Origin of the sequence: Sutcliffiella deserti (genome assembly GCF_020037475.1) — a bacterium.
GTDB lineage: Bacteria > Bacillota > Bacilli > Bacillales > Bacillaceae_I > Sutcliffiella_A > Sutcliffiella_A deserti.
The window spans coordinates 199,562-225,245 of sequence record NZ_JAIQDB010000004.1; the positions used below are offsets into that span (position 1 = coordinate 199,562).

General features: G+C 38.6%; 27 protein-coding genes. 1 reads left to right on the forward strand and 26 read right to left on the reverse strand.

Annotated features, from left to right (window positions below; all coding sequences use genetic code 11):
- Positions 1-26 precede the first annotated feature (26 nt).
- The 26 genes from hisC to K9B36_RS10775 all read right to left on the reverse strand — a co-directional run bounded on the left by hisC (position 27) and on the right by K9B36_RS10775 (position 25,126).
- Positions 27-1,121 (reverse strand): histidinol-phosphate transaminase, encoded by a 1,095-nt coding sequence (hisC, locus tag K9B36_RS10650; protein WP_223702036.1) that lies wholly within the window; start codon positions 1,119-1,121, stop codon positions 27-29.
- A 9-nt stretch (positions 1,122-1,130) separates the two neighbouring features.
- Positions 1,131-1,940 carry a tryptophan synthase subunit alpha gene (gene trpA, locus K9B36_RS10655; RefSeq protein WP_223702037.1) on the reverse strand — a complete coding sequence of 270 codons (810 nt, stop codon included), beginning with the start codon at positions 1,938-1,940 and terminating at the stop codon, positions 1,131-1,133.
- A complete protein-coding gene (gene trpB, locus K9B36_RS10660) occupies positions 1,924-3,132 on the reverse strand; it encodes a tryptophan synthase subunit beta (protein WP_223702038.1) in 1,209 nt (402 codons plus the stop codon). The genes trpA and trpB overlap by 17 nt, the downstream gene beginning before the upstream one ends.
- Entirely contained in the window at positions 3,107-3,772 is a 666-nt protein-coding gene (locus K9B36_RS10665; protein WP_223702039.1) for a phosphoribosylanthranilate isomerase, read from the reverse strand. Before K9B36_RS10665 ends, trpB begins: the two co-directional genes overlap by 26 nt.
- A complete protein-coding gene (gene trpC, locus K9B36_RS10670) occupies positions 3,765-4,529 on the reverse strand; it encodes an indole-3-glycerol phosphate synthase TrpC (protein WP_223702040.1) in 765 nt (254 codons plus the stop codon). The genes K9B36_RS10665 and trpC overlap by 8 nt, the downstream gene beginning before the upstream one ends.
- Positions 4,519-5,544 (reverse strand): anthranilate phosphoribosyltransferase, encoded by a 1,026-nt coding sequence (gene trpD / locus K9B36_RS10675; protein ID WP_223702041.1) that lies wholly within the window; start codon positions 5,542-5,544, stop codon positions 4,519-4,521. Before trpD ends, trpC begins: the two co-directional genes overlap by 11 nt.
- A complete protein-coding gene (gene trpE, locus K9B36_RS10680) occupies positions 5,537-7,048 on the reverse strand; it encodes an anthranilate synthase component I (RefSeq protein ID WP_223702042.1) in 1,512 nt (503 codons plus the stop codon). Before trpE ends, trpD begins: the two co-directional genes overlap by 8 nt.
- Before the next feature lie 317 nt (positions 7,049-7,365).
- Positions 7,366-7,731, reverse strand: a complete 366-nt coding sequence (aroH, locus tag K9B36_RS10685) for a chorismate mutase (RefSeq protein ID WP_223702043.1) — start codon at positions 7,729-7,731, stop codon at positions 7,366-7,368.
- 92 nt (positions 7,732-7,823) lie between these two features.
- Entirely contained in the window at positions 7,824-8,918 is a 1,095-nt protein-coding gene (aroB, locus tag K9B36_RS10690) for a 3-dehydroquinate synthase (RefSeq protein ID WP_223702044.1), read from the reverse strand.
- Positions 8,902-10,074: a chorismate synthase gene (gene aroC / locus K9B36_RS10695; protein WP_223702045.1), complete on the reverse strand. Its 1,173-nt coding sequence runs from the start codon at positions 10,072-10,074 to the stop codon at positions 8,902-8,904. The genes aroB and aroC overlap by 17 nt, the downstream gene beginning before the upstream one ends.
- Before the next feature lie 243 nt (positions 10,075-10,317).
- Positions 10,318-11,103, reverse strand: coding sequence for a CheR family methyltransferase (locus K9B36_RS10700; RefSeq protein WP_223702046.1), 786 nt, complete (start codon positions 11,101-11,103; stop codon positions 10,318-10,320).
- A gap of 257 nt (positions 11,104-11,360) precedes the next feature.
- Complete coding sequence (ndk, locus tag K9B36_RS10705) at positions 11,361-11,807, reverse strand: nucleoside-diphosphate kinase (protein WP_223702047.1); 447 nt, start codon at positions 11,805-11,807, stop codon at positions 11,361-11,363.
- Between the two features lie 110 nt (positions 11,808-11,917).
- Positions 11,918-12,880 carry a heptaprenyl diphosphate synthase component II gene (gene hepT, locus K9B36_RS10710; RefSeq protein ID WP_223702048.1) on the reverse strand — a complete coding sequence of 321 codons (963 nt, stop codon included), beginning with the start codon at positions 12,878-12,880 and terminating at the stop codon, positions 11,918-11,920.
- A gap of 18 nt (positions 12,881-12,898) precedes the next feature.
- Positions 12,899-13,612 carry a demethylmenaquinone methyltransferase gene (locus tag K9B36_RS10715; RefSeq protein ID WP_223702049.1) on the reverse strand — a complete coding sequence of 238 codons (714 nt, stop codon included), beginning with the start codon at positions 13,610-13,612 and terminating at the stop codon, positions 12,899-12,901.
- A gap of 5 nt (positions 13,613-13,617) precedes the next feature.
- Entirely contained in the window at positions 13,618-14,448 is an 831-nt protein-coding gene (locus K9B36_RS10720; protein WP_223702050.1) for a heptaprenyl diphosphate synthase component 1, read from the reverse strand.
- 395 nt (positions 14,449-14,843) lie between these two features.
- Complete coding sequence (gene mtrB, locus K9B36_RS10725; protein ID WP_223702051.1) at positions 14,844-15,065, reverse strand: trp RNA-binding attenuation protein MtrB; 222 nt, start codon at positions 15,063-15,065, stop codon at positions 14,844-14,846.
- A 28-nt stretch (positions 15,066-15,093) separates the two neighbouring features.
- Positions 15,094-15,660: a GTP cyclohydrolase I FolE gene (gene folE / locus K9B36_RS10730; RefSeq protein ID WP_223702052.1), complete on the reverse strand. Its 567-nt coding sequence runs from the start codon at positions 15,658-15,660 to the stop codon at positions 15,094-15,096.
- A 135-nt stretch (positions 15,661-15,795) separates the two neighbouring features.
- Positions 15,796-16,068 carry an HU family DNA-binding protein gene (locus K9B36_RS10735; RefSeq protein WP_223702053.1) on the reverse strand — a complete coding sequence of 91 codons (273 nt, stop codon included), beginning with the start codon at positions 16,066-16,068 and terminating at the stop codon, positions 15,796-15,798.
- 428 nt (positions 16,069-16,496) lie between these two features.
- Positions 16,497-17,975, reverse strand: a complete 1,479-nt coding sequence (gene spoIVA / locus K9B36_RS10740) for a stage IV sporulation protein A (RefSeq protein ID WP_223702054.1) — start codon at positions 17,973-17,975, stop codon at positions 16,497-16,499.
- A 248-nt stretch (positions 17,976-18,223) separates the two neighbouring features.
- Positions 18,224-18,952: a hypothetical protein gene (locus K9B36_RS10745; protein ID WP_223702055.1), complete on the reverse strand. Its 729-nt coding sequence runs from the start codon at positions 18,950-18,952 to the stop codon at positions 18,224-18,226.
- A 230-nt stretch (positions 18,953-19,182) separates the two neighbouring features.
- A complete protein-coding gene (locus tag K9B36_RS10750) occupies positions 19,183-19,386 on the reverse strand; it encodes a DUF2768 domain-containing protein (RefSeq protein ID WP_223702056.1) in 204 nt (67 codons plus the stop codon).
- 1,269 nt (positions 19,387-20,655) lie between these two features.
- Entirely contained in the window at positions 20,656-21,696 is a 1,041-nt protein-coding gene (locus K9B36_RS10755; RefSeq protein WP_223702057.1) for an NAD(P)H-dependent glycerol-3-phosphate dehydrogenase, read from the reverse strand.
- Between the two features lie 19 nt (positions 21,697-21,715).
- Complete coding sequence (gene der, locus K9B36_RS10760; RefSeq protein WP_223702058.1) at positions 21,716-23,026, reverse strand: ribosome biogenesis GTPase Der; 1,311 nt, start codon at positions 23,024-23,026, stop codon at positions 21,716-21,718.
- A 426-nt stretch (positions 23,027-23,452) separates the two neighbouring features.
- On the reverse strand, positions 23,453-23,638 hold the full coding sequence (locus tag K9B36_RS10765; RefSeq protein WP_223702059.1) for a capping complex subunit for YIEGIA: 186 nt from the start codon (positions 23,636-23,638) through the stop codon (positions 23,453-23,455).
- A 1-nt stretch (position 23,639) separates the two neighbouring features.
- The gene (locus K9B36_RS10770) at positions 23,640-24,524 is read right to left on the reverse strand and encodes a YIEGIA family protein (RefSeq protein WP_223702060.1); all 885 of its coding nucleotides are present in this window, start codon (positions 24,522-24,524) and stop codon (positions 23,640-23,642) included.
- Positions 24,521-25,126, reverse strand: coding sequence for a YphA family membrane protein (locus K9B36_RS10775; protein ID WP_223702061.1), 606 nt, complete (start codon positions 25,124-25,126; stop codon positions 24,521-24,523). The genes K9B36_RS10770 and K9B36_RS10775 overlap by 4 nt, the downstream gene beginning before the upstream one ends.
- Before the next feature lie 122 nt (positions 25,127-25,248).
- On the opposite strand from K9B36_RS10775, the gene K9B36_RS10780 reads away from it, so the two are divergent.
- Entirely contained in the window at positions 25,249-25,383 is a 135-nt protein-coding gene (locus tag K9B36_RS10780; RefSeq protein ID WP_223702062.1) for a YpzI family protein, read from the forward strand.
- The last annotated feature ends 301 nt before the right edge of the window (positions 25,384-25,684 follow it).

The window sequence follows — 25,684 nt, forward strand, 5'->3', positions numbered from 1 at the left end:
TAAATAGAGAGGATAAGTCCTCTCTATTACATTGCTTGTTTTAGTTGATATTCTTTTAACAAGGAAATTATCTCTTCGTTCTGGTCTTGTTTTCCGATTGTAATTCTTAAAGAGGTTGGAAAGCCCAATGCTTTTCCTGACCGGACAATATAGCCTTTGGTAAGAAGATAATGAAACACAATGTCTGCATCTGTTTTAAAATCGATCAGGATAAAATTTCCTTCTGAAGGGTAATAAGCGAGATTCATTTCTTGGCAAAAGGAATAGAATTGATCTAACCCTTCTTTGTTTTTCTGCACGCATTCTTTTATGAATTCTTGATCCAGCACCCCCGCTGTAGCGGCAACCTGGGCAATGGAATTGGTATTGAACGGTTCTCTTACAGGCTCTATACGATTGATTAATTCTTCATTAGCCACTCCATAACCTATTCGGAAGCTCGCCAAACCATAAGCTTTCGAGAAAGTTCTTGTGATTAGCAGGTTGGGATAACTGTCTAAGAGCTTCAACGTATCAGGATAATCTTCTGCGGTTACATATTCATAATAGGCTTCGTCCAACACAACAAGGCAAGTTGCTGGTACTTTTTGCAGAAAATCTGATAATTTCAGTTCATTTATATATGTCCCAGTTGGGTTGTTTGGACTGCATAACCACACAATAGCAGTGTTCCCATCAATCTGGTCTAACATTTGCTGTAATTGGTGATATCCATCCTTTAGTGGTACCTCTCTAACCTCTGCCCCTTCAATAATTGCATTGTGCTTATATTGAGGGAAGGTTGGAGTAGCCATTATTGTGTTTTTGCCACTATCCAATAAAGCACGGCAAACAATTTGAATAACTTCGTCTGAGCCGTTTCCAAAGATAAGTTGCTGTTCTGAAACATCTAAATGAGAGGCAAGAGTAGTTCTTAATTGCCTTGCATACCCATCTGGATATGCTGCCGCTTTTTCCATTTGAAGAAGAATTGCATTTGTCACATTTTTTGAACAGCCAAAAGGGTTTTCATTCGATGCCAGCTTAATTATTTTGTCCAGTCCTAACTCTCGTTTCACTTCTTCCATTGTTTTTCCAGGCTGGTAAGGAGTTAATGATAATAGTTGTTTTTTTATGTCCATCCCTTATGATCACCTTTCTGATAAAATCGGAGAAATCAGTTCTTCAATTTGTTGTTTTAAATTACCTAAAGCTTTTTCTTCATCTAGTTTAAATGATTCTTGTGATTTTTCAATCATTTTAATTAATGTACTTCCTACAACAAAGCCGTCACAATGCGGCTTAAGCTTTTCAATCTGTTCTTTACTTGAAATTCCAAAGCCTACAGCAGTAGGAACCGAACTTATTTTTTTTACTTCTTCTAGAAAGGAATACAATGTATCAGAAAATTCATTTCGTTCTCCTGTCACCCCTAATGAGGAGATGCAATAAAGAAATCCTTGAGCATGCCTTGAAATAGCTGTTATTCTCTTTTGGGATGTCGGTGCAACAAGGGAAATGTACGTTACTTGGTGCTCTTCGCACTTATTTCGCAACTCTTCACTTTCTTCAAACGGCAAATCAGGAATTAATAGTCCATCCACTTCATTTTCTTGCGCTAAAGCGAAAAAGGATTCTTCTCCTAATTGTAACACAGGATTATAGTACGTAAAGAGAACGATAGGTATTTTTAAACCTCTTTTTCTCATTTCCCCAGCTAACATCATTGTTTTTTTTATGGTCATCTTCTGCTCTAATGCCCGCTTTGATGCTCGCTGAATGACTGGACCATCTGCTAAAGGATCAGAGTATGGGACACCTAATTCGAGAATGGAAGCGCCAGCCTCTTCTAATAATAGAGCAATCTTTATTGTGAGCTCTGGTGTGGGATCACCTGACATAATAAAGGGTATGAATAATTTATCGTGCATCGGCAAACGGATTTCAAACGTGGGTAGCATAATCTCCCTCCATTCTTTTAATTAATGTGTCTACATCTTTATCTCCTCTCCCAGAAAGACATACAAGGATAGTTTGCTCTTTAGTCATTGTTGCGGCTTCAGAAAAAGCAATTGATAGAGCGTGAGCTGATTCTATGGCTGGAATGATTCCTTCTTCTTTTGCTAATAACGCTAGGGCATCGAGTGCCTCTTGATCTGTTACACTGCGGTATTCTACTTTTTCGGTCTCCTTTAAATAGGCATGCTCAGGTCCGATTCCTGGATAATCCAAGCCTGCTGAAATCGAGTAAGGCTCTGTAATCTGTCCATTCTCGTCTTGTAACAAATACGTAAGAGAGCCGTGGATAACGCCTTTAGATCCTTTTGAAAGAGTTGCTGCATGATGAGGAGTATCAATCCCCTTACCTGCCGCTTCCACTCCAATCATTTTTACACTTTCTTCTATAAAAGGGGCAAACATTCCGATTGCATTAGATCCTCCACCAACACAAGCGATAATTTTGTCTGGAAGCTTGCCTTCTCGACTGATAAATTGATGTTTCGCTTCTTCTCCAATAACTTTTTGAAACTCTCGAACCATATAGGGATACGGATGCGGTCCCACTACTGAGCCAATCATATAAAAGTGATCCTCGCAATGCTGCACCCAATATCTGATTGCTTCATTTGTTGCATCTTTTAGCGTCATATTTCCACTTAGTGCAGGAACCACTTCGGCACCTAAAAGCTTCATACGGAACACATTCAGCGATTGCCGCTCTATATCTTCTTGTCCCATGAACACCTTACACTCCAGCCCAAACTTAGCTGCTACAGTTGCAGCAGCCACTCCATGTTGCCCGGCTCCTGTTTCGGCAATAATTTTAGTTTTACCGAGCCTTTTGGCAAGCAAAGCCTGACCTATTGCATTATTTATTTTATGGGCACCTGTGTGATTCAGATCTTCTCTTTTTAAATAGATTTTGGCTCCCCCGAGACGATGGGAGAGGTTTTCAGCCAACGTTAAACCTGTCGGCCTGCCGGAATACTCTTTAAGATAATAATGATATTCTTCTAAAAACGCTCTATCCTTTAATGCTGCAGTTAATCCAGATTCTAATTCTTCAAGAGGGAGCATTAATGTTTCTGGCACATATTTTCCGCCGAACTCTCCATATCTTCCAAAACTATCTGGTGTTTGAGTTTTTGTCATGGTCGCTCACCCTGCTTTCTATTTTATTGATTTTCTCGGCACTTTTCTTATACTCATGCTCGATGCCACTCGAGATATCAATTCCATCCGGTTGATAGAATAATAGTTCAGATAAATTATCAGGGTTAATGCCCCCAGCGACTATACAGAGAGCATCATATTCCTTTGCCTGCTTTTGATAGCGAGGAAGATAGCTCCAGTCAAATGCCTGCCCGGTTCCTCCGTATGATTCTCCCACCTTCTTATCAATAACATAGCCCTCCACAAGTCCACGGTACCTCTGCATTTTTTGGATGCTTGTGTCATTTTCATGGTGAATCACTTTCCAGATTGATGCACCTGTCCTTGTTTGAAGTTCCTTAACGAATACCGGACTTTCGTCACCATGCAGTTGAATAATGGAAAGTGGAATACTCTCAGTAACACTGGCGATTTCTTTTATTGACTGATTAACAAATATCCCAACAAGCTTTTTGGATACCGGTGTTTCTTGCGCTATCCAAGAACCAACCTCTTCTACCTTCACTTGTCTTTTGCTTTTAGCAAATACAAAACCAATGTAATCGGCGTTGGACTTGCATGCTAGTTGATAATCATCGAGTGATTGATTGCCACAGAATTTCAAGAGCGTTTTAGACATAATTTTCCTCTCCAAAAAGCCTTTTCACTCCATCGCTTGGAGAAGAGTCTCTCATAAAAGCTTCTCCTACAAGAATCGCATTAGCACCATAAGACTTAACTGCCTCCAAGTCCTTGTTTGTAAGGATTCCACTTTCACTGACTAACAGAGAGCTGCTTGGAATATGTGCCGCTAACTCTTTTGTTGTAAGAATATTTGTTTCAAAGGTTTGAAGATTACGGTTATTTACCCCGATTATCGCCGGAGTAAAGGTTTGTAAGAGTTTAGAAAGTCTTTCCAGACTGTGAACCTCCACTAAGAGATCTAACCCTGATTCCTTAGCCTCATGATAAAGGCGCGCCAGTTTCTCATCTGGCAATATTTCTGCAATTAAAAGAATTGCGTCTGCTCCAATTCTTACACTTTCTTGAACTTGTATGGAATCAATAATAAAGTCTTTTCGTAAAACAGGTAAATCTGTTGTTTGCTTTATGATTGTTAGATCATGTCTGGAGCCTTTAAAATACTTTTGATCTGTTAGAACCGAAACAGCATCTACTCCCACTTTTACATAATGGGCACCAATTTCTACAGGAGCAAAACTCTCTTTTAGAATTCCTTTTGATGGCGACGCTTTTTTCATTTCTGCTATAAGACCAATCGACCTTTTGGGCTGCTTTAGTGCTTCATAAAAAGAATAGCGTTGGACTTTTTCATGAGGAGGGAGTGTTAACGAATTTATTTCCTTTATTTTAGTTTGGACAATTTTAGTTAGCATGCTCATTCACTCCTTTTTTTTGCAAGTCTTGTAAAAATCTATAGGCTGTTTTTGATGCTATCAAATGAGAAGCAAGCTTTACACCTTCATGCAAGCTACTCGCACTTCCTGAGACATATAATGCAGCTCCAGCATTCAAGGCAACAATATTCTTTGCGCTATCTGTCGCTTTATTTTGTAAAATCAGCTGTATCAGTTTGGCACTTTGTGAGCTGTTGGATACTTGAATATCTGTTAAATCTCCTCTTTTAAATCCAAAATCTTCCGGCTCTATTGTATAAGAAGAAAGTTCCCCTTTCTTTACTTCCACAACGTGAGTTTCTGCGGTAATGGTTATCTCATCTAGACCGTCACTTCCTGCAACGATCATCACATGCTCAGATCCTAATCTTTTTAAAACTTCCGCCATTTTCATTGCGTATTCTACCGAAAAAACTCCAATCACCTGCTTTTTACAACGGACGGGGTTTGCTAATGGCCCTAAAAGATTAAATACTGTTCGAAAGCCTACTTCCTTCCGTGGACCTAACGCATGCTTCATCGCTTCATGATAGATTGGTGCAAAAAGGAAACTCATACCCTTTTGTGTAAGGTTTCTCTCTGCTTCTTCCAATGACTGTTGCACAGGCAATTGGAGATGCTCTAAAACATCAGCACTACCACTTAACGAACTCACCGCTCTGTTGCCATGCTTCGCAACTTTTGCTCCACCGCTTGAGGCAACAAGTGCTGCAGCAGTACTGATATTAAAAGTAGATGCCCCATCTCCGCCTGTACCACATGTATCGATGAGACGAGGATGTTCATAAGAGATTTCCCTCATATGAGTTCTCATCGCTTTGGTAAATCCAATCATTTCATCTACTGTTTCTCCTCGAAATCTAAGAATGGAAATAAAACTTGCAATTTGACTGGAGGTTGCCTCACCCTTCATTATAAAATCCATGGCATTTTCCGCTTCTGCTATAGTAAGAAGCTTTCCATCAATAAGTTTTGTTAAATATTTTTTAAACACGAAGAGAACCTCCTGTCTTTTTTGTGAAAAGTGTATTGGCAATTTGCATCGTTTCGATTAGTGCAGCAGCTTTATTTATTGTTTCCTCCCATTCCAATTCAGGAACAGAATCTGCCACAATGCCCGCACCTGCTTGTATATAAAATAGCTCCTGTTTTTTTTGTATCGTACGAATGGTAATACAAGAATCTATATTCCCATCAAACCCGATATAGCATATTGCTCCTGCATAAGTGTTCCTCGGCGTGGATTCGAGTTCTTGAAGAATCTGCATCGCTCTGACCTTCGGAGCACCTGATACGGTACCCGCCGGAAAGGAAGCAATAAGAGCCTCCACAGGCGAGAACTGTGGTGAAAGTTCACCTCTTACGATGGAAATTAAATGCATGACTTTAGAAAAGTAAACAAGTTGTTTGATTGTTGGTGTATGAACCGACCCATAACTTGCGACTCTTCCAATATCATTTCTAGCTAAATCAACTAACATAAAATGTTCTGCCTGTTCTTTCTCATCTTGCATCAGGTCTTCAGCTAGTTTTTTATCTTCCTCTCCATCCACCCCTCTTTTTCTCGTTCCGGCAATAGGATGAATTTCAAGGTGGTTATCCTTTATTTGGATTAACCGTTCCGGGGAGCTTCCTATCAGTTCCATCTCCTCGAACTTTAAATAAAACAAATAAGGGGATGGATTTTGTTTCCGTAGTACCCGATAAACATCAAAGCCCTCCAACTCTGCACTCATTTCAAAACGTTGAGACAGAACACATTGAAAGATATCTCCAGCCGTAATATAGTCTTTAATTTTTTTTACATGGTTTATAAAATTGGCTTTGGTATAGTTCGACCGAACCGTTAGATCTTCTGCAGAATGATTTTTCCCCAACAGCTTCTCGCCATTTTCTCTTTTCCGTATCAGGGTGCTATAAATCGAAAGGGTTGTCTTAGCTTTCTTATAGTTGTCAACCAGCTGTTCGAATGTTTCCTTTCCATCAAGCCGCACATAGTGAATAAAATGAATCTCGTTTTTTTTATGGTCTACCACAATAATGGTTTCACAATATAACAAGTGAACGGTATCTTCTCCTCTGTATTGAGAGTGTAGCGGAACTTTCTCAATGGTTGAGATAAAGTCATAACTAAGGTATCCGACAGCTCCTCCTGCAAATCCTAAATTCTTTTCCACTGTTTGAACCTGCAAGAGATTATTTGCATACTCCACCACATCGTGCAGGCTTTTCGAGGCGTAAATTTGTTTTCCGGATGCCTCTAATCTAATGTTCGTGTTATAACCTTTTATTTTCATAAATGGGTTGAGTCCTATAAAAGAATACCTGGACCAATCGGAATCAGGCTCCTTGCTTTCCAAAATATAAACAGCATCTTCTTTAAGCGCTTGGAAAATGGAGACAGGAGTGACGGTATCACAAAAAAATGTTTCAATAATGGGTATCGTTTTGAATTGGGTGCTTTTTTCTAAAAAAACCGCAAACTCAGAAGTGTGCATCAATATCTTCCTCCATTTTTTAAAATGGAGAATGAGCTAATGCTAAGAGGTATAATTCGAATGAGGAAAAAAACAAAAACCCAAAGACGTGGATAGTCTTTGGGTAGATTTAATAAATACATTCTAACCTCAGCTAAACTCACTCATTCTCAGCTATTCTCATCTCAACTTTTTGAAAAGCCTCTGCTTTCCATTCAAAGGTACTTCGGATGGCTTCAATGCCATCTGCTAAACTAAACTCTGACTCTTAAATTAATATGAAACCTCAATCTTTCCTTGATAGTACTATATGATAGAACATTCATAATTGTCAACCATTAAGGAGCTGTTAGATCTGGTCTAAGGCTCCGCGCTTCATGAAGGTAAATATGTTTGACATTTTTTTGTGAAACGTCAGTATTTACTGTCATCATTACTCTTATGCAAAAAGGAAGAGCATCAGGAACGGCGATTTCCTTCGTGCACATAACCGGTACATAATCCCAACCAACAATTTTTCTTAGTGCTTTGGCAGGGAAACAGGCTGTTATATCAGCCGTCACAGAAATTAGAACCTGAGCCACTTGGTCAGCGGCAATTTCGTTGGTGTTTATCATAGAAAGTAAAAGCTCTTCTGTTTTTGCAATAACCTCTATTTCTGTGTTCTCTTTGATTGTTGTCGCCCCTCTTACTCCTCTTATCACCTAATCCCCCCCAATGGTAAAAAGCTTTTTCGCATTTGATAGTTCCATTTAACTTAGTTGATACAAACAACCCGTTACATTCATTGTTAAGCCTAGTAAAAAGCTTTTATCTTTTTAAGTACTAGTTCATCTGGCACGGATTCTACTATCACGGAACCGACAGATCGAATTAATACCATATGTATATGTCCGTTTTTTGTTTTTTTATCTTTTTTCATCCAGTTTAAAATATTTTCAGGCAGAATATCGGAGCGGATGCTCGTTGGGAAGCCAAAACGTTGCCATAATTCTCTTAGCTCATTAGATAAATTCAGCTTAGGGGATAGGTCTTCACTAATTTCCGTAGCAAAAAGCATTCCAAGAGCGACCGCGTCTCCATGAGTAATGTTGCCATAGCCATAAGCTGCTTCTATCGCATGACCGAGCGTATGACCGAAATTTAAAATGGCGCGCATCCCTATTTCAATTTCATCATTTGACACAACTTCCGCCTTCGTACTTATCCCTTTTTCTATACAGTACCGCAGCTTCTCTTCATCAAGTGCAGAGATAGTAGGAATGTTTTGTACTATCCAATAAAAAAACTCTTTATCCCAAATGAGCGCATGCTTTACCACTTCAGCAAAACCGGAGCGTAATTCCATCTCAGGTAAGCTAACCAAAAAATCTGTATCATAGATTACTGATTCCGGCTGATAAAAGGAACCAATCATATTCTTGCCTAGTGGATGATTTATGGCAACTTTGCCGCCTACCGCACTATCATGTGCAAGGAGGGTAGTCGGCATTTGAATGAACCTGATCCCCCTCATAAAGGTGGCTGCAACAAAGCCAGCAATATCCCCCACCACACCTCCGCCTAATGCGAGAACGATAGAATTTCTATCTAACCCCTTTTCAAGAGCAAAGGTTTGAATTTTATAATATTCCTCAAACGACTTTGCGCTCTCTCCATTCTTAAGTATATAACTTGTTACCCTGAATTCAGGTTCAAGTAATTCCCTAACTTCGGATAAATAGAGATCGGCTACCAAGTCATCCGTCACGATCAAAATGGTACCAGGATAGGTTTTAAGGGACTTTAAAATTTTGACTAGTTGCTTGGAGGCCTCTTTTCCAATAAGTACAGAATATGTTTTGGATTTCGCTTTGACTTCAACTTCCTTTAAATCAAAATTCTGCTGCATGCTTACGCATCCTTTGAATATTCTCTTTTATTAAGTCCATCCGGTCCTGGCCAAACTGCTCTACCAAAGCGCAGGCCACTTCCCATGCCACTACGGCCTCTGCTACTACACTTGCTGCCGGCACTGCACAGCTATCAGAACGTTCGATGCTTGCCTGAAACGGTTCTTTTGTCTCGATATCAACACTTTGTAATGGTTTATAAAGTGTCGGGATTGGCTTCATCACTCCTCGGATCACAATCGGCATTCCTGTTGTCATACCGCCTTCAAAGCCACCTAAATTATTGGACAAACGATAATAGCCCCGCTCCTTGCTCCATGCAATTTCATCATGCACCTTACTGCCCGGAAGACGTGCTGCTTCAAAGCCTACTCCAAACTCGACTCCCTTAAAGGCATTAATACTCATCACAGCAGCAGCCAGTTTTGCATCAAGCTTGCGATCGTAGTGGACATAGCTTCCTACTCCAGCTGGCATTCCTTCTACAATCACTTCTACAACCCCACCTATGGAGTCTCCATTCTTTTTCGCGCTATCGATGGCATCCATCATTTCTTGTTCAACATTTTTATCAAAACTCCGCACGGGAGAAGCTTCCGTTTTTTCTTTTAGTTCTTTTAGACTGGTAATTTCAGGAGGGTTTGCTTTAATTCCGCCAATTTCCGTTACATGTCCTGCAACAGTAATACCCAATTCCGCTAGAAACTTGCGAGCCACAGCACCAGCTGCCACTCTTACGGTTGTTTCGCGAGCGGATGACCGTTCGAGTACATTCCTCATATCGCGATGACCATATTTGATTGCTCCGTTCAAATCAGCATGACCAGGTCGTGGACGAGTGATTTTCCGCTTGATTTCCTCTTGATCTTGGTCCGGCTGTGGTTCCACTCCCATGATCGTGGTCCAATGCTTCCAATCATTATTTTCTACTACCAAGGTAATAGGAGATCCCAATGTCTCGCCAAAGCGAACACCACTTAAAATTTCTACCGTATCCTTTTCAATCTGCATTCTTCTGCCTCGGCCATGGCCTTTCTGTCTTCTTGCCAAATCCTCGTTAATATCCTCGGCAGTTAATCTCAACCCTGCGGGGATTCCCTCTAATATGGTGGTTAATTGTGGACCGTGCGATTCTCCTGCAGTTAAATATCTCATTTTACGAAGCAACTCCTTTATCCCTTTAAAGCTTTTAAGCATCTAAGTGTTAATGTTATGTAATACTATATCATAAGTTTAGCCTAGAGTGGAATAAAAAAAAAGCTTAAAGACAGTCACCATGTCCTTAAGCTTAGAATTTATATTTAGTGATTATCATTGATGAGAGAACATACTCCAGAAGTATCTTTAGAGATGCGCGAGATTTTTATTTGACAATCCCTCAAACACTAGAACATCTGATTACATTTTTTTATAGAAGAATGTATCTAAAACTTCAAATCCATACTTGGCAGGTTGAAAAATTTGTTCTGTACTTCCTACAAACAGTATGCCACCCTTCTTAAGGGCATCGCTAAATTTATGATACAATTGCACCTTGGCTTCCTCGGTAAAATAAATCAATACATTCCGGCAAACGATTAAATCATGGTTCGCTTCAAATGTATCAGCCAAAAGGTTCTGCTTTTTGAAAACAACGGTTTTCTTTATATCCTCTTTTACTTTATATACACCGCTATCTTTAATGAAATAGCGTTTTCTCATCATTTCAGGCACTTCTTGTAACGATCTTTCTTGGTAGGTTGCAAGCTTTGCTCTTGCAATCGCATTTTCATCTAGATCTGTTGCGTTTATTTTAATTTCCGACAACGGAAGGAAATTAGACAGCAACATAGCTAAAGTGTAAGGCTCCTCCCCTGTAGAACATGCTGCACTCCATACTTTCAATTTATTTTCTTTTTGTAAAAGGGTAGGAAGTAGTTGTTTTTCTAAGATCTCCCACCGTTTATAGTTTCGATAAAATTCCGAAACGTTTATGGTCATCCGATCTAAAAATTCGTACAACTCCTCTTTATTTGTATCTAGCAATCTATAGTATTCCTTAAAACTAGACAATCCCTTTTTCTCGAATAAAGAGGTAAGCCTGCGCTTCATTTGTGCCTCTTTATATAACGAAAGGTCAATTCCTGTTTTAATTTTTATATTCACGATAAATTGCTCATAATCGTCCCTAATCATTATAGTCATCTACTTTCTCTTAGTGTCTCTAGATAAAGTATATAATAGATTTTGTTAAAAAGGAGGAAAATTTTTCTTGAATGTTTTCGCATGGTTACATTAGGGGTACCCGAATCCCTCATCCCACTTCACTCAAGCGTCTCCAAAACGAAAAGCAACCGTATGTTCAACTGTAATAAACGAGACCATAAAACAAAAACACTCCTGAATGTGTACTTTCTACACGTTCAGAAGCGTTTCTTTAATACAGTTAAGCGGTTACAAAATTAATAAACCCAATTATTAACGTCTTTATTGTATTCTATTAATCCTTCTCCATTAAAGAAAAGACCTATTTCACGTTCTGCACTTTCAGGTGAGTCAGATCCATGAATGATATTTTTGCCTACAGTTACTCCAAATTCTCCACGAAGTGTACCAGGCGCAGCATCTTTCGGATTGGTAGCACCCATCATTTGGCGAGCTGTTGCAATAACATTTTCACCTTGCCATACCATTGCAAATACAGGACCAGAAGTAATAAAGTCTACTAGTTCACCAAAGAATGGACGCTCTTTGTGTTCACCATAATGCTCTTGTGCCAATTCAGCAGGAATTTGCATTAACTTAGCTCCAACAAGTTGGAATCCTTTTTTTTCAAAACGAGAAACGATTTCCCCAATAAGGTTACGTTGTACACCATCAGGTTTTACCATTAAGAATGTTTTTTCCATAATAATTTCTCCACCCCATTAAAGAATATGTAAGGTTAGGACTTTGCCCTAACCTACCAAAATATATCATGGTTTCCCTAGTTTCGCAACTCAAAAGATGGTGAATTATCTTAATACTTCCTTTTGCCAATAAATTTTGCTACATTGTTAAAGGTTCGTTTAGCAATTCCATTTGGGAGCTTATCAAGTTCTTTAAATGCTTTATCCAAATAACGATCGCTTAATAGGATGGAACGTTCTATCGCACCAGAAATTTTAATAAGTTCTATTACTTCTCTTATTTCATCTGTTGAACTACGCTCGTGAATACGTCTTATCTTTTCATTCAAATGAGGATTTTCCATAGCATAGAGGACAGGCAGTGTTATGTTACCTTGCCACAAGTCACCACCAGCCGGTTTTCCTAATTGTTCTTCTGTTCCAGTAAAATCAAGTATATCATCTGTAATCTGAAAAGACATGCCGACATAATATCCAAACCAAAACAGACTTTTATGGATTGTTTCCGGCGCATTTGCTGAAACCGCACCTAATTGACAGCTGGCAGCAATCAAAAGAGCCGTTTTTCGTTTGATTCTTCTAAGGTAAATTCGTAAATTTTGATCATAGTCATACTTGTCGCGTATTTGCTCGATCTCACCCTTACTTAACTCAACAATGGTATTAGACAAAATTTTGTGCGCTTCAATGTTTTCTACCATCGTCATAAGCTCCAATGATCTGGCAAAGATATAATCTCCTGTATACATGGCAATCCGGTTATCCCATTTTGCTTTAATGGTTTGCCTGCCACGTCTCAGTTCTGCGTCATCTATTACATCATCATGTACGAGTGAGGCCATATGAATCAATTCCAATGACACGGCTATGTATTTAATCTTATGGATGTCATATTCTCCAAACTTTGCTGCTAATAGAACAAACACCGGTCTGATACGCTTTCCGCCTGCTTGCAATAAATGCATAGAGGCTTCCTGCAGAAGAGCACGCTCCGACTGGATGGTTTTCTCTAATTCATCTTCAATTACTTGTAAGTCGGTATTTAAAAAAGAATACATCATCTTTAATTTCATGTAGGTCACCTTTACAAACTATTTTCGAGGCTTTATTCCTAAATGCATGGCAGCAACTCCGCCTGTGTACGGCTTCACCTGAACGGGTTGGAAACCTACCTTTTCATACATTTCTTTTAATTCTTTCATCCCTGGGAAATCTTTTGCAGATTCATGTAGCCAGGCATACTCATTATAGCTTTTAGCGAAAACTTTCCCTAGCATCGGCATTACATATTGAAAATATAGAAAGTACATTTGTCGAAACCCAATTAGGGTTGGTTGTGATGTTTCCAAGCAAACTACTTTTCCGCCAGGTTTAACCACTCGGTACATTTCCTTTAATACTTGAAAATAATCTGGTACATTACGGAGTCCGAACCCTATCGTTACATAATCAAAAGTATTATCTTCAAAAGGTAGGGCCATAGCATTTCCATGAATGAGTTCTAGATTTTCCAATGATAATTTTTTCACTTTCTCTTTTCCAATCGAAAGCATGTTTTCACTGAAATCTAATCCAATGACTTTTCCATTAACACCAACAGCCTCTGCCATCGAAATTGTCCAGTCTCCTGTTCCACAACAAACATCCAAAGCTGTAGCACCTTTTTGAACTGCCATTCGCTTCATAGTGTCTTTTCTCCAGGCAACATGTCTTTGGAAACTAATAACAGAGTTCATTTTGTCATAGTTTTTATATATCTTTTCAAAAACTCCATGAACCTTTTCCTCTTTTGATGGATGCTGCATTGTTTTTACCCTTCTTCCACAAACGTATTAGTTGTAAATGAGACCTCATATAATAATTCTTGAATCCGAGTTTTTAATAATTCATTCATGTTCGGAACGGACGTTGCTAATTGATCTATCGTTTTCCTTATATGTTCAATATAACGATCTATCAAAAATAGCATATGCTTTTCTTGATCCAACGATGGTTCTAATTTCCCCAACTGGCTTTTCGAAAATGAAATTATAGTCAGCGCGTCAAACAAAAAAGAGGATTTGTGAACACTGAATTTTTTTCGCTCAGAGATCAAGCGCTTTAATAATAAAAAATTGACTGTCAGTTCTTTAAAAGTAGAGTCAGAAAAGAATTGGGACACCGAATAAACGAGTGATGATTCTATTTTTCCAATACTATCCATTAAATTATCCATTCCATCAAAGTCTTTTTGGTAATAAGCAATCTTGTGCTCGTTAACCTGCTTAATAGAATTGGCAAGTGTTTTGATCATTTTAATATCATCTACATAAGCCAAAAGACGATAATGCAAGCCGCTATAGTAGTCACCAGCCAATACAGTAAGTTGACGATTTTTACTATTATCAGTTTTCATTTTATCGAGTTTGGCATTAGTGACCAAGTCGTGTGTATCAAGGGCGATTTGCACAAGCATGGTTGAGAGAATATATTGTTCTTTTTTTTCATTTGATAATTCGATGGGTTCTAGCGCCGAATAAAGAAGTAGAAGTTTGTCCTCATCAATTACCGGAAATTCAATATGTTTCATTAGATATGGATGTGAAATTATTTCAAGTAATTGTTCTTTTATGGAAGATATATGTATTTGAATATGACTCACTAAAGATCACCCTTGTTCCCTTTTCTAACTTTATATGAAAGGCTATACTTCGAGTTTGTATACAATCAAGATTCACTACTTGACTAAGCTTACTAAATGAATAGACTTTCGTATAACATGTTCCTTTAAATAGACAAAGCTAATTATAGCACATTAGTGAGGCATGTTGTCGAAAATGACTTTCTTTTCTTAGTTTAACCTGTTTAAGTTATTAAAACCACTTTACTATACCTATCGTGAAAAGGAATGTGTTGAAGGAAAGGTGGTTGTGCTTGTCTGAGCAGTTTTTAGTTGACTAGCTCAGTCACTATCTCCTCGAGACATAAGGCGGTTTCAGTAAGGTGCCATAGAACGACCTCTTACTGAAACCGCCTTATGAATGTTTAATATGATCTTTATTCTGTGTCCATTTCGCCGTGTGCAGATTGGACAAGTGCTTTTCCTCTAATTTTGATGGCTGAGGTATGTTCTGTGAATTGCGCAATCATTATTTCACCTTTGTCCAACTTTTCAGAGTGATGAAAGCGAGTGTCCGTTCCACGTGTTAACCCGATAACGCTTACTCCATCTTCTTTGGCTTTGATGACAATAAATTCACTTGAATTTGTTTTACTCATGCTAACCCTCCGCTTTCACTAAATATTTCTAGCTTCTAATTAACGATAACACTTCTGCCCTTGCTGCTGGATCTTTTTCTAAAACTCCTCGCACAGCAGATGTAATGGTAAGTGCACCTGGCTTTTTAACTCCTCGCATGGTCATACACATATGTTCTGCTTCCACAACCACCATGACACCATGCGGCTCTAGCGATTCTACCATGGAGTCTGCAATAGTTGACGTAATTCTTTCTTGTAGCTGAGGACGTTTCGCCACAGCCTCCACCGCGCGAGCCAGTTTACTCAGCCCTGTTACCTTTCCGCCTTTTGGAATGTATGCTACATGTGCTTTTCCGAAAAAAGGAACTAAATGGTGTTCACACATGGAGAAAAAGGTAATGTCCTTAATCAGAACAAGTTCTTCATGCGCCTCACCAAATATAGTTTTGAAATGTTCCTTCGGGTCTTCGTTCAACCCCGAAAAAACTTCTGAATACATTTTTGCAACTCGTTTTGGTGTGTCTAATAAACCTTCGCGATTCGGATCTTCCCCAATCGCTTCAAGTATCATACGGACTGCTTGTTCGATTTGTACTGTATTTATCTGTGTCATCTCTATTTTCCTCCTACATAACTACATATAACTATAATGTGATTCTAGCATAAGTTTTTTAAATAAAGCAAAAAGAAAGAGACGCAAAACATGCGCCTCTCAATGATTTTGTTCATTTGACTATGTAGCTGTTAATTATTTAACAGCATCCTTAAGTGCTTTACCAGGTTTGAAAGCTGGTACTTTGCTTGCAGCGATTTCGATCTCTTCCCCAGTTTGTGGGTTACGACCTTTACGTGCTGCGCGCTCACGTACTTCAAAGTTACCAAATCCGATTAACTGTACTTTGTCACCGTTTTTAAGTGCTTCTTGAATTGTATCGAAAACAGCATCAACTGCTTTCGTAGCGTCTTTTTTAGAAAGTTCACTAGCTTCAGCAACTGCATTGATTAAATCTGTCTTGTTCATGCCATTCACCTCCTCCCAAAGGAGTTTATCACTATATTAGACCAAAAGAAAGATTTGGCCTAGTAAAAGCCTAAGTACTAACATTACTTCACAGTTTCCTGGAATTATATACATCCAAGCACGGTAAATCTTGTAACAAGGCTTATATTAAACCATTGTTCACTAGATTTCAACAAATTTCTCACAAAAAAGTGAATTTAAAGGAATTATTCACCATTTTAGAGAAGTTTTTCTGGAAAGATTCTGTTAGTAGATTAACATATGAAATCCCGCTAATCAAGCCATATCCCCCATAACACAAAAACAAGCTCCCCATTTGTGTATGATACCACATTCGGGAAGCTGACAAACCTCTATGACAAATTTCATCAAAATCTTAATAAATAAGTTTTTAAAGATTTTATAACTAGAAGCCCCATTCTATATTATTATAGAATGATGGCAATTAAACCGCCAGAGCCTTCATTTATAATTCTCTCCAAGGTTTCTTTTAGTTTATATCTGGCATTTTCAGGCATTAGCGATATTTTTGCGTGGATGCCTTCTCGCACTATGGAGCTCAGGGAACGTCCAAAGATATCAGAATTCCAGATTGAAAGCGGATCATCCTCGAAATCCTGCATCAAGTAACGGACAAGTTCTTCGCTTTGTTTTTCCGTTCCGATGATCGGAGCGAACTCTGATTCCACGTCTACTTTAATCATATGAATAGACGGGGCGACTGCCTTTAGCCTGACACCAAATCTTGAGCCTTGTCGAATAATTTCCGGTTCTTCTAGACTCATGTCACTTAGAGCAGGAGAAGCTATACCATAGCCTGTTTGCTTTACCATTTTTAATGCATCAGATACTTGATCATACTCAGCTTTTGCATAAGCAAAATCTTGCATTAATTGCAATAGATGATCTTTCCCTCTTATTTCTACCCCTACTACTTCTTTAAGAATATGATCATATAAATCATCTGGAGCATATAGGTCAATTTCAGCAATTCCCTGACCCATTTCAATACCAGCTAAACCCGCTCGATCGATAAATTCATATTCACTGAATTGTCCTACCACCCTGTCCACGTCACGTAATCTTTTAATATCCTTTACCGTATCCTTCACAGCTTCTTGATAGCTTTCACGTAGCCAGTGATTTTCTTTCAAGACCATCACCCAGCTAGGTAGATTAACATTTACTTCAAGAACAGGGAATTCAAATAACGCTTCACGTAACACACTATATACATCTGACTCCCTCATGCTCTCTACACTCATAGCAACGACAGGAATATCATACTTTTCACTAAGCTCTCTTTTTAGTGATTCTGTATCCGGGTGATGTGGTTGAACAGTATTGATGACCATAATAAACGGTTTGCCGACTTCTTTAAGCTCTTCTACTACTCTTTCCTCCGCTTCGATATAATCTCTGCGTGGAATTTCACCTATCGAACCATCTGTCGCGATAACTACTCCTATCGTAGAATGCTCCTGAATAACTTTTCTTGTTCCAATTTCAGCCGCTTCATGAAATGGGATTGGTTCTTCAAACCAAGGGGTATTGATCATCCTTGGTCCATTTTCATCTTCATACCCTTTGGCACCTGGAACTGTATAACCTACACAGTCTACCAGACGAATATTTACATCAAGGCCTTCATCCACTCTAACCTTTACCGCCTGATTAGGAACAAATTTTGGCTCTGTTGTCATGATGGTTCTTCCTGCTGCACTTTGCGGAAGTTCATCTTGCGCTCTTGCTTTATCCGCTTCATTACCGATATTCGGCAGAACCACTAGCTCCATGAATCGCTTAATGAATGTTGATTTCCCTGTACGAACAGCGCCTACTACACCTAAGTATATATCGCCGCCTGTACGTTCAGCGATATCTTTGAAAATATCTACTTTTTCCAAGTGATTCCCTCCCGACATTTATCTTGGGATATTCATTTTCTAGTAAGATTCTAATCTATGACACTATATGTGTATGATGTTGTCCTAATTAAATATGACTACTTTTAGAAAATAAATCCCTGCTTCGTTTTATTTAGACAAAAATATTGTTAGCGATTTTCAGTGGAGGGTTTGAAAATGAATGAAAATCTCAAATAAAAAACCCTTCTTTAGAATGTATTCTCTAAAAAAGGGTTCATGACAAATTATTAGTCAATTTTTGAAATTATAGGTTCATTGTTATCATCTAACGTGTAAGGTAATGAATACGCTGGTACAAACACAGAGTTTTTTACCAATATTTCACGAACATCATCGCCTTGTTTAAAACTATGTTCATTATTTTGCAAGAACTCATAAATATCCATAGAGTAGTCAACCATCACTTCACCTTGATCATTTAAAATGTATGGAAGATTTTTATCAGAATAAGGACTTTGAGCATAAGGCTCCTCGTCGTATCCGAGTTTCTCCCAATCCACCCTAAACGCATGGTTATTTATTACTTCTTTTATCGGGGCAAACCCTTTGGAACCTTTATAAACAGATATTCTCGTATTCAACTCTCGGATTTCTTCTGCAATTCTCAGGTCTATTAGTTTGACTGTAGGATTTTCTTCCACATCCACTAGAACATAATAATAAACGCCGCCACTTTCATATGCAGTTCCAGGCGGTTCTTGAAGATACCTAGGAGACAACTTATTAAAATCAATCGGGTATTTCTGATAGATTGGTGTATCCATATCTCTTTCTTTTATTGGAAGCAGTCCACCACTCGCTTCCTGAAACTGATCTACTGAGGATTGAACTGCTTCTAGTTGATCGAGATAGGGAACTTGATTTTCTTTTAAACGATCCTGTGGATACATGCAACCTGTAAGTAACATGCCAATTGCAGTTATACCCATTAGGAGGATGAACCTATTAAATCTCATAAAATTCTCCATCCTTTTCACTGATTTCTTCAATTTTGGCTGTTTCGCACTAATTGTCGTTGGTACAACCCGTTAAATCGTTGCTGTCGTGCTCTTTTCCTGTTTAACTTAAAAAGTAACTCTTAATTTTGTGTGCGTAGGACATAAAAAATCCAATTACCGATTTTTTATGGGCTTATAGCAACAATCTTTCCGAAAAGAGACTTATGAAGAGAGCCTTGATTTTGCAGTTATTCTGGTACCGGTCCACTAAATACGACAAAAAAGATGATTAGTCCAGCTAGTACAATTAATAAGAACGCTATCGCATTTAATATTAATCTTAAGATATTATTTTTTACTTTAAATCTAGTAAAATAAACAGTTAGTACCGATATAATCATAAAGCCCATCGCTACAAAAGAAATCCACATTTTCATGAGTGCAGGTGACATTCTCATCTCTCCTTTTCCGTCAAATATTATAGCACATAATAACCGTGAAAAAAAACTCCATAGAAAGTAAGACAAAGCCTGTGACGGTACAAGTCACAATATGGACAAAATTAAGATTTTTAAAAATAGCTTTGTTAAACGCTGCTGTTGATTTCCGCTAAAGGCTACGCGTTCACAGGGCGGTGCTGGAGCCTTCTCGGCAAGCCAACGGGGTCTCCCAGTTCTTGTCCTCCGTATTTTACTCCAATCATTGCTGGATAGCGTTATTTTCAACATTTGACACTAACAGAGCCTTAAATATTGGCCCCCTCCACAGTCTTTCCATCTTTTGCGGTAATCAACAGTGAGGCTTGACAGAACCAAACAAAAAAAAGCTGAAGTAAACGGGGCCGTTTAACTTCAGCTTATACAAAGACTAAATATCCCAATCCCACAGCTCAAACAGTGATATTCTCATTCTCATCATATGCGGCATTTACTTGTATGCATCGCCAAATGCCTATTTATTATAAATAAAGCTTGTAGAAATTATGGATTCTTGTTAAAAATACCGAAGCACCCTTCCATAGATTCTTCTTTATAACATATGCAAAAATAATTTGTTGGTGTTAGTTTAGGCTCTTTTCTTAAAGATTGTTCTATTGGCCCGTAAAAAATCGACAATTGGATTTTTTACTGTACGATCCATTCAAGATTAAATGTAATTTCTAAATTTAAAAGAAAAAGAACACGACAGCAACGAGAGGGACCTGCTAACGTAAAAGCAACAACCGATGCGAAAACAGACTTAATAAAAAGTAAAATTGCCTTTTTTAGATAGGTGTCTGCCCCGAATAATTGGGGAGGACGTCTATTTTTTCCCATTTAGGTCAAACATGCTCGTGGTTATGAGAATTATAGCTAATATTTTCAGATTATAGGCTTATTTTTGGTCAAAATTCGATAGATGGGGAAATTTTTTAGTCAATCTGACAAAATTTGTGGTTTCATCTAACAATTATTTGTCTATCATCTAACAACTTTCGAGATTTATCTAACAACTTTTGAAATTCTTCTAACACATTTTAAAATTCATCTAACAACTTTCAATTTTCATTTACCAACTTCCAAATGTATCTACTAACTCCTGAGATTCATCTGCCTTTAAAAGTTAACCTAAAAACTCCCTAGGCTAAAACAAACTACACAATAGCAACAATCTTTGCGAAAACAACCAAATGAAAAGAGCACGACATAAACGGTTCCGCCAATGCAAAAAACTCCTCTTCTTTAAGAAGAGAAGCGATCACCCAATAATTGAGCGAGGTCATCAAGTTCTGTTGTTTTGTTACGGTTCATTAATTCGTCCACAGCATCTTTTGGATTCACATGATCAAATAAAACATGATATAGTGATGACGTTAAAGGCATCTTCACTTGAAGCTTTTGTGATAGCTGGTAAGCGGCTTTTGTTGTCCGAACACCTTCTACCACCATGCCCATATTTTCTAGAACTTCTTCAAGCTTCATGCCTTTCCCTAGCATATTTCCTGCTCTCCAATTTCTACTATGAACACTTGTGCATGTAACAATCAGATCACCCATACCAGTCAAACCAAGGAATGTTAACGGATTAGCTCCCAAGCGGCTACCAAGTCTTGCAATCTCAGCAAGCCCCCTTGTTATAAGCGCTGCCTTAGCATTATCTCCATATCCGAGTCCATCGGTGATCCCTGCAGCAAGTGCAATAATATTTTTAAGTGAGCCGCCAATCTCTACACCAACTACGTCACTATTCGTGTACACACGGAAATGTTGATTAATAAACAAGTCCTGTACTTTTTCGGCCGCCTCTAAGCTAGTCGAAGCCGCCGTGACCGTGGTAGGCTGTTTTTTGCTTACTTCTTCGGCATGACTTGGTCCGGATAGGACCACTACCGCTTCTCGAAGATTTGCCGGCAACTCCTCTTCTATCACTTCTGACACACGTAAATGGGTATCAGGTTCAATTCCCTTACTTACATGTACGAAAAGATGAGGGGTATCGATATATTGCTTCACGTCCTGACAGACTTCTCTCATCGCTTTTGTTGGAACCGCAAGTATAATTGCATCTACATTCGCGACAGACTCTTGCATCGAGGAAAATCCAACAATGGAATCTGATAATATAATATCTTTTAAATATTTGTTGTTTGTATGATTTACGTTAATTTCATCAATCTGATCTTTTTTGTGTCCCCAAAGACGAACTTCATGTCCGTTATCTGCTAACACCATAGCCAAAGCGGTACCCCAACTTCCAGCCCCAAGAACAGCTACCTTCTTCACCAGATCACTCCCTCTCCTTTTACTTCCGTGGACGTGCAATCAGTCTGATAGGTGTTCCTTCAAAACCAAAAGCATCACGAATTCGGTTCTCTAAGAATCGCTTGTAAGAGAAATGCATTAACTCCGGATCGTTTACAAAAATAACAAATGTCGGTGGCTTAACTGCTACCTGTGTAGCATAGTAAATTTTCAATCTTTGGCCTTTATCGGTCGGCGTCGGATTCATTGCTACTGCATCCATAATAACATCATTCAATACCGTGGTCACCACCCGCATGGAGTGATTTTCGCTTGCTAGATCTATTTTAGGAAGTAGCGTGTGGACACGTTTTTTGGTTTTGGCAGATAGAAAAACAACTGGTGCGTAGTCTAAGAACAAGAAATGGTCTTTTATTTTTCGCTCAAACGTTTTCATTGTTTTATCGTCTTTATCCACAACATCCCACTTATTTACCACAATAACAATTGCACGTCCAGCTTCATGAGCATAGCCAGCAATTTTTTTATCCTGTTCAATAATGCCTTCTTCCCCATCAATTACAATTAAGGAAACATCTGATCGCTCAATCGCTCGCAATGCTCGCAATACGCTATATTTCTCCGTGGTTTCGTACACTTTACCCTTTTTACGCATACCTGCAGTGTCGATTATCACATATTCTTTTTCATCGTATTTATAAGGAGTATCAATGGCATCACGAGTCGTACCAGCAATGTCACTTACAATAACACGATCCTCTCCTAGCAAGGCATTTACTAGAGAAGATTTTCCGACATTTGGACGGCCTATCAAGGAAAACTTAATAGTGTCCTCATCATATTCCACTTCCTCTTTATTAGGAAAATTATGAATAACAAGGTCCAATAGATCCCCTATTCCTAAGCCATGGGAACCGGAAATAGGAACTGGCTCTCCGAATCCTAGTGCATAAAAATCATAAAGGGTATCTCTCATATCCGGATTGTCGATTTTATTAACAGCAACTACAACCGGCTTCTTGGAACGATATAAAATCTTTGCAACTTCTTCATCAGCTGTAGTTACCCCTTCACGACCATTAGTCAGAAAAATAATAACATCGGCTTCGTTTATAGCTATTTCAGCCTGTTCTCGTATTTGCGTCATGAACGGAGCATCACTAATCTCGATACCACCAGTATCAATAATATTAAAATATTGATTTAACCATTCACCTGAACTATAGATACGATCTCTCGTTACACCCGGAACATCTTCCACAATGGAAATTCTTTCTCCTACTATTCGATTGAATATTGTAGATTTTCCTACATTTGGTCTACCGACTATTGCAACAGTTGGTTTTGGCATCAAAAACAACCTCCCAATTTCTAAAAGTATATGTAAAAATTCTTTATCATTCCGATGAAGAAACTCTACTTATCGTTGATTTTTATTAGTCTTTACAAAAATAAAAAAAGTTAATGCTATTTGTTATACTTTGCTCTATTAAAGATGAGTGTTATGATAGTGCTTTTCCTATTGAAGCTTGGAGCAAAACGCGTAGACTCGACGGAAAAGCAGTAGGTAGGAGACCCTTGGAAGCAAGCCCAGTCTTGCCCTAGCACCGCCATGTGTGTAGCTTCTCGGCTGCTGCGCGAATCTAACGACGTTAACACAACCTTAACCTTAATAAAAGAAACCCTTCATAAATTAGAAGGGCCTAACTAGATAAGTTTAACATTATTAAAACTAATAAGGAAGTCTGACTTTTTCTCCTATAACCATACTTTCGCCTTAATGCTTTACAATCACATATAATTCTTCCCCTAAACCATGTGCAATTCCATCAAGGATCGCTTCCAAATTTGCAGCAACGAATTCCATTTCTTCTTTAGTCTTACAAGTGAAAATTGGGGCACCTCCAGTTATTTTAGAGGAATCGGTTGTGATAACAGCCAGAATATATTTACTCAATTCCATGCTATTTCACCTTCTTTTTTAAATTTTTTGTTGGCATTCTAATTGCATTCTCCAATGTAGGAACTTGACCTAATATAGTAAGTGCGACTTCCATGTCTGATTCCTGAGGGAGAACAAATATCCCCACCCTCCCATCATCAAGGTCCCTTTTAGCTAATGGTACAAGAGCCGGAGTCCCAGAGTCCCGGTAAACCCCCAAAGCTGTCGACATGTCATGAAGAATTGCCTGCCTTTGACCGAGATTGGCTATAGTGGTTCTTGCATTAAAATTTTTCGGAGTTAAAATAAAGCCCATTCCATATTTCAGCACTTCCTTCTGCCTTTCAGGTAGTCCTATGTTCATAATATAGATATTATCTACATACAAGCCCGCTCCCTTGAAGTATGGCTTCACATATTCTATCTCCACTATATCCTTCAACTGTCCTCCTGTCATTAGTCGATGTGAAAGGAACAGGGCACTAATCCCCACTATCAGACCTACCCACCAGTTCGCTACAAGATAGGCCATCGTAGATAAGAACGAAGTAATCATAACGAGGTAATTTCTACCCTCAAATGCAATGGCTATACCTTCTATATACGTGCTTCCTCGAGGTACTAAGTCATATCCGTCCAATTCTGTAAGGGTGTTTCTCTCCATATTCCTTACATCCCGAAATTGAGATGCGGCAAGCGCCAAAAATGTGATAGCCGCAAATTCTTCTTCCATTATGGCGGGAACTGCTATGGTACCCAGTCCAGCTGCTATAAAAGCAAGAGAAAGGTGAATAATCTTTCCATGGAGATATGTAGGATACTGCCGATAATCTGTTTTTAACATGTATATTCTTGTAGCAAGACCTATAATTACGCCAAAAAGAATCGGGTATGTGTATTCATTCATCCTTGTTTCTCCTTTACTCGCTTTTGTATGAGGGAATCCAAGAAAACAGTGATAGTTTCAAAACTAATCCACAAGGTTAGTCCTGCTACTGACATCGCTAATACATCAAGAAATTCAAAAGCTCCAATTAAAGAATACTGAAATACTGTATCTAGCACAAAATTAGATAATATTTCACCTAACATAATCCCAGTTAGAAGATACACATAGCGTTCCTCTCTTGATTTAAATAATAGCAAAGCTAAATATAAGAGGATAAAAGACAACATCCATATACGATTAAAAATAATCCAGACAGGGTCGTAAATCTCGAACAACTTAAAACAAACATAGGCAAGCGAAATAGTGCAAATGGAAAAGTATTGCAGCAAGTATTGCCCCTTTAATACTTTCACAAGACATACGAAAGTAGTAAGAAAAAGAATAACAAAGGAAATACTAATTTGGAAACCTATTATTGTTATAAAAGAACTTGATCCAGCAATAATAGATAATATTAAAATTGACAAAAGAAAACGTTGTGAATTTTTCGGAAAGAAAAACGTCACAACAATCCAACTAATCCAACTTAAAAAATAAAAATAATGTCCTTCAAAAACCACTTACCATCCCTTCCTCTCTCCCCTCATTATGTCTAAAAAGACAAAAAGTTAGTCATATCAACCGTATCTTTTTACAAAACATGAGAACAATAAAAAGGAAATTAATTTTTGAGGTGATGATGATGGGAAAAGATAGACAAGAAAGAAAACTAAAAAAAGAAAAGCGAACTGAATCAGACCGAGACCAAGCCCTAACCTACCCAGGGGCAACAAAGATGGAAGCACCAGAAGCAGCAAGAAAAAGAAACCAACACTAACCGAAATGCTGAAGCGGCTCGTTCAGCTCCGATAAGCATAAGGCATTTCACGCAAGAGGTCGCTCTTGACCTCTGGAGGGAAAGGACTTATGACTCGAGGAGCTAGCCGCTGAAGCTGGACAACACCGAAATGCTGAAGCGGCTCGTTCAGCTCCGACAAGCATAAGGCCTTTCACGCAAGAGGTCGCTCTTGACCTCGGGAGGGAAAGGACTTATGACTCGAGGAGCTAGCCGCTGAAGCTGGACAACACCGAAATGCTGAAGGCGCCCGCTTTGCGACGTACAAACTGGACCAAACCGT

Excerpts from the sequence above, each read along its gene's own strand:
- trpC (WP_223702040.1), bottom strand. The coding sequence starts at position 4,529 with ATGCTAACTAAAATTGTCCAAACTAAAATAAAGGAAATAAATTCGTTA.
- K9B36_RS10750 (WP_223702056.1), bottom strand. The coding sequence starts at position 19,386 with ATGTCACCTGCACTCATGAAAATGTGGATTTCTTTTGTAGCGATGGGC.
- der (WP_223702058.1), bottom strand. The coding sequence starts at position 23,026 with ATGCCAAAACCAACTGTTGCAATAGTCGGTAGACCAAATGTAGGAAAA.
- trpE (WP_223702042.1), bottom strand. The coding sequence starts at position 7,048 with ATGCACACTTCTGAGTTTGCGGTTTTTTTAGAAAAAAGCACCCAATTC.
- folE (WP_223702052.1), bottom strand. The coding sequence starts at position 15,660 with ATGACACAGATAAATACAGTACAAATCGAACAAGCAGTCCGTATGATA.
- ndk (WP_223702047.1), bottom strand. The coding sequence starts at position 11,807 with ATGGAAAAAACATTCTTAATGGTAAAACCTGATGGTGTACAACGTAAC.
- aroC (WP_223702045.1), bottom strand. The coding sequence starts at position 10,074 with ATGAGATATTTAACTGCAGGAGAATCGCACGGTCCACAATTAACCACC.
- K9B36_RS10735 (WP_223702053.1), bottom strand. The coding sequence starts at position 16,068 with ATGAACAAGACAGATTTAATCAATGCAGTTGCTGAAGCTAGTGAACTT.
- trpA (WP_223702037.1), bottom strand. The coding sequence starts at position 1,940 with ATGCTACCCACGTTTGAAATCCGTTTGCCGATGCACGATAAATTATTC.
- mtrB (WP_223702051.1), bottom strand. The coding sequence starts at position 15,065 with ATGAGTAAAACAAATTCAAGTGAATTTATTGTCATCAAAGCCAAAGAA.
- K9B36_RS10715 (WP_223702049.1), bottom strand. The coding sequence starts at position 13,612 with ATGCAGCATCCATCAAAAGAGGAAAAGGTTCATGGAGTTTTTGAAAAG.
- K9B36_RS10745 (WP_223702055.1), bottom strand. The coding sequence starts at position 18,952 with ATGAGATTTAATAGGTTCATCCTCCTAATGGGTATAACTGCAATTGGC.
- K9B36_RS10780 (WP_223702062.1), top strand. The coding sequence starts at position 25,249 with ATGGGAAAAGATAGACAAGAAAGAAAACTAAAAAAAGAAAAGCGAACT.
- K9B36_RS10700 (WP_223702046.1), bottom strand. The coding sequence starts at position 11,103 with ATGACTATAATGATTAGGGACGATTATGAGCAATTTATCGTGAATATA.
- aroB (WP_223702044.1), bottom strand. The coding sequence starts at position 8,918 with ATGCAGCAGAATTTTGATTTAAAGGAAGTTGAAGTCAAAGCGAAATCC.
- K9B36_RS10665 (WP_223702039.1), bottom strand. The coding sequence starts at position 3,772 with ATGTCTAAAACGCTCTTGAAATTCTGTGGCAATCAATCACTCGATGAT.
- trpB (WP_223702038.1), bottom strand. The coding sequence starts at position 3,132 with ATGACAAAAACTCAAACACCAGATAGTTTTGGAAGATATGGAGAGTTC.
- hepT (WP_223702048.1), bottom strand. The coding sequence starts at position 12,880 with ATGAAATTAAAGATGATGTATTCTTTTTTAAATACCGACTTACAAGTA.
- hisC (WP_223702036.1), bottom strand. The coding sequence starts at position 1,121 with ATGGACATAAAAAAACAACTATTATCATTAACTCCTTACCAGCCTGGA.
- K9B36_RS10765 (WP_223702059.1), bottom strand. The coding sequence starts at position 23,638 with ATGGAATTGAGTAAATATATTCTGGCTGTTATCACAACCGATTCCTCT.
- K9B36_RS10770 (WP_223702060.1), bottom strand. The coding sequence starts at position 24,524 with ATGAATGAATACACATACCCGATTCTTTTTGGCGTAATTATAGGTCTT.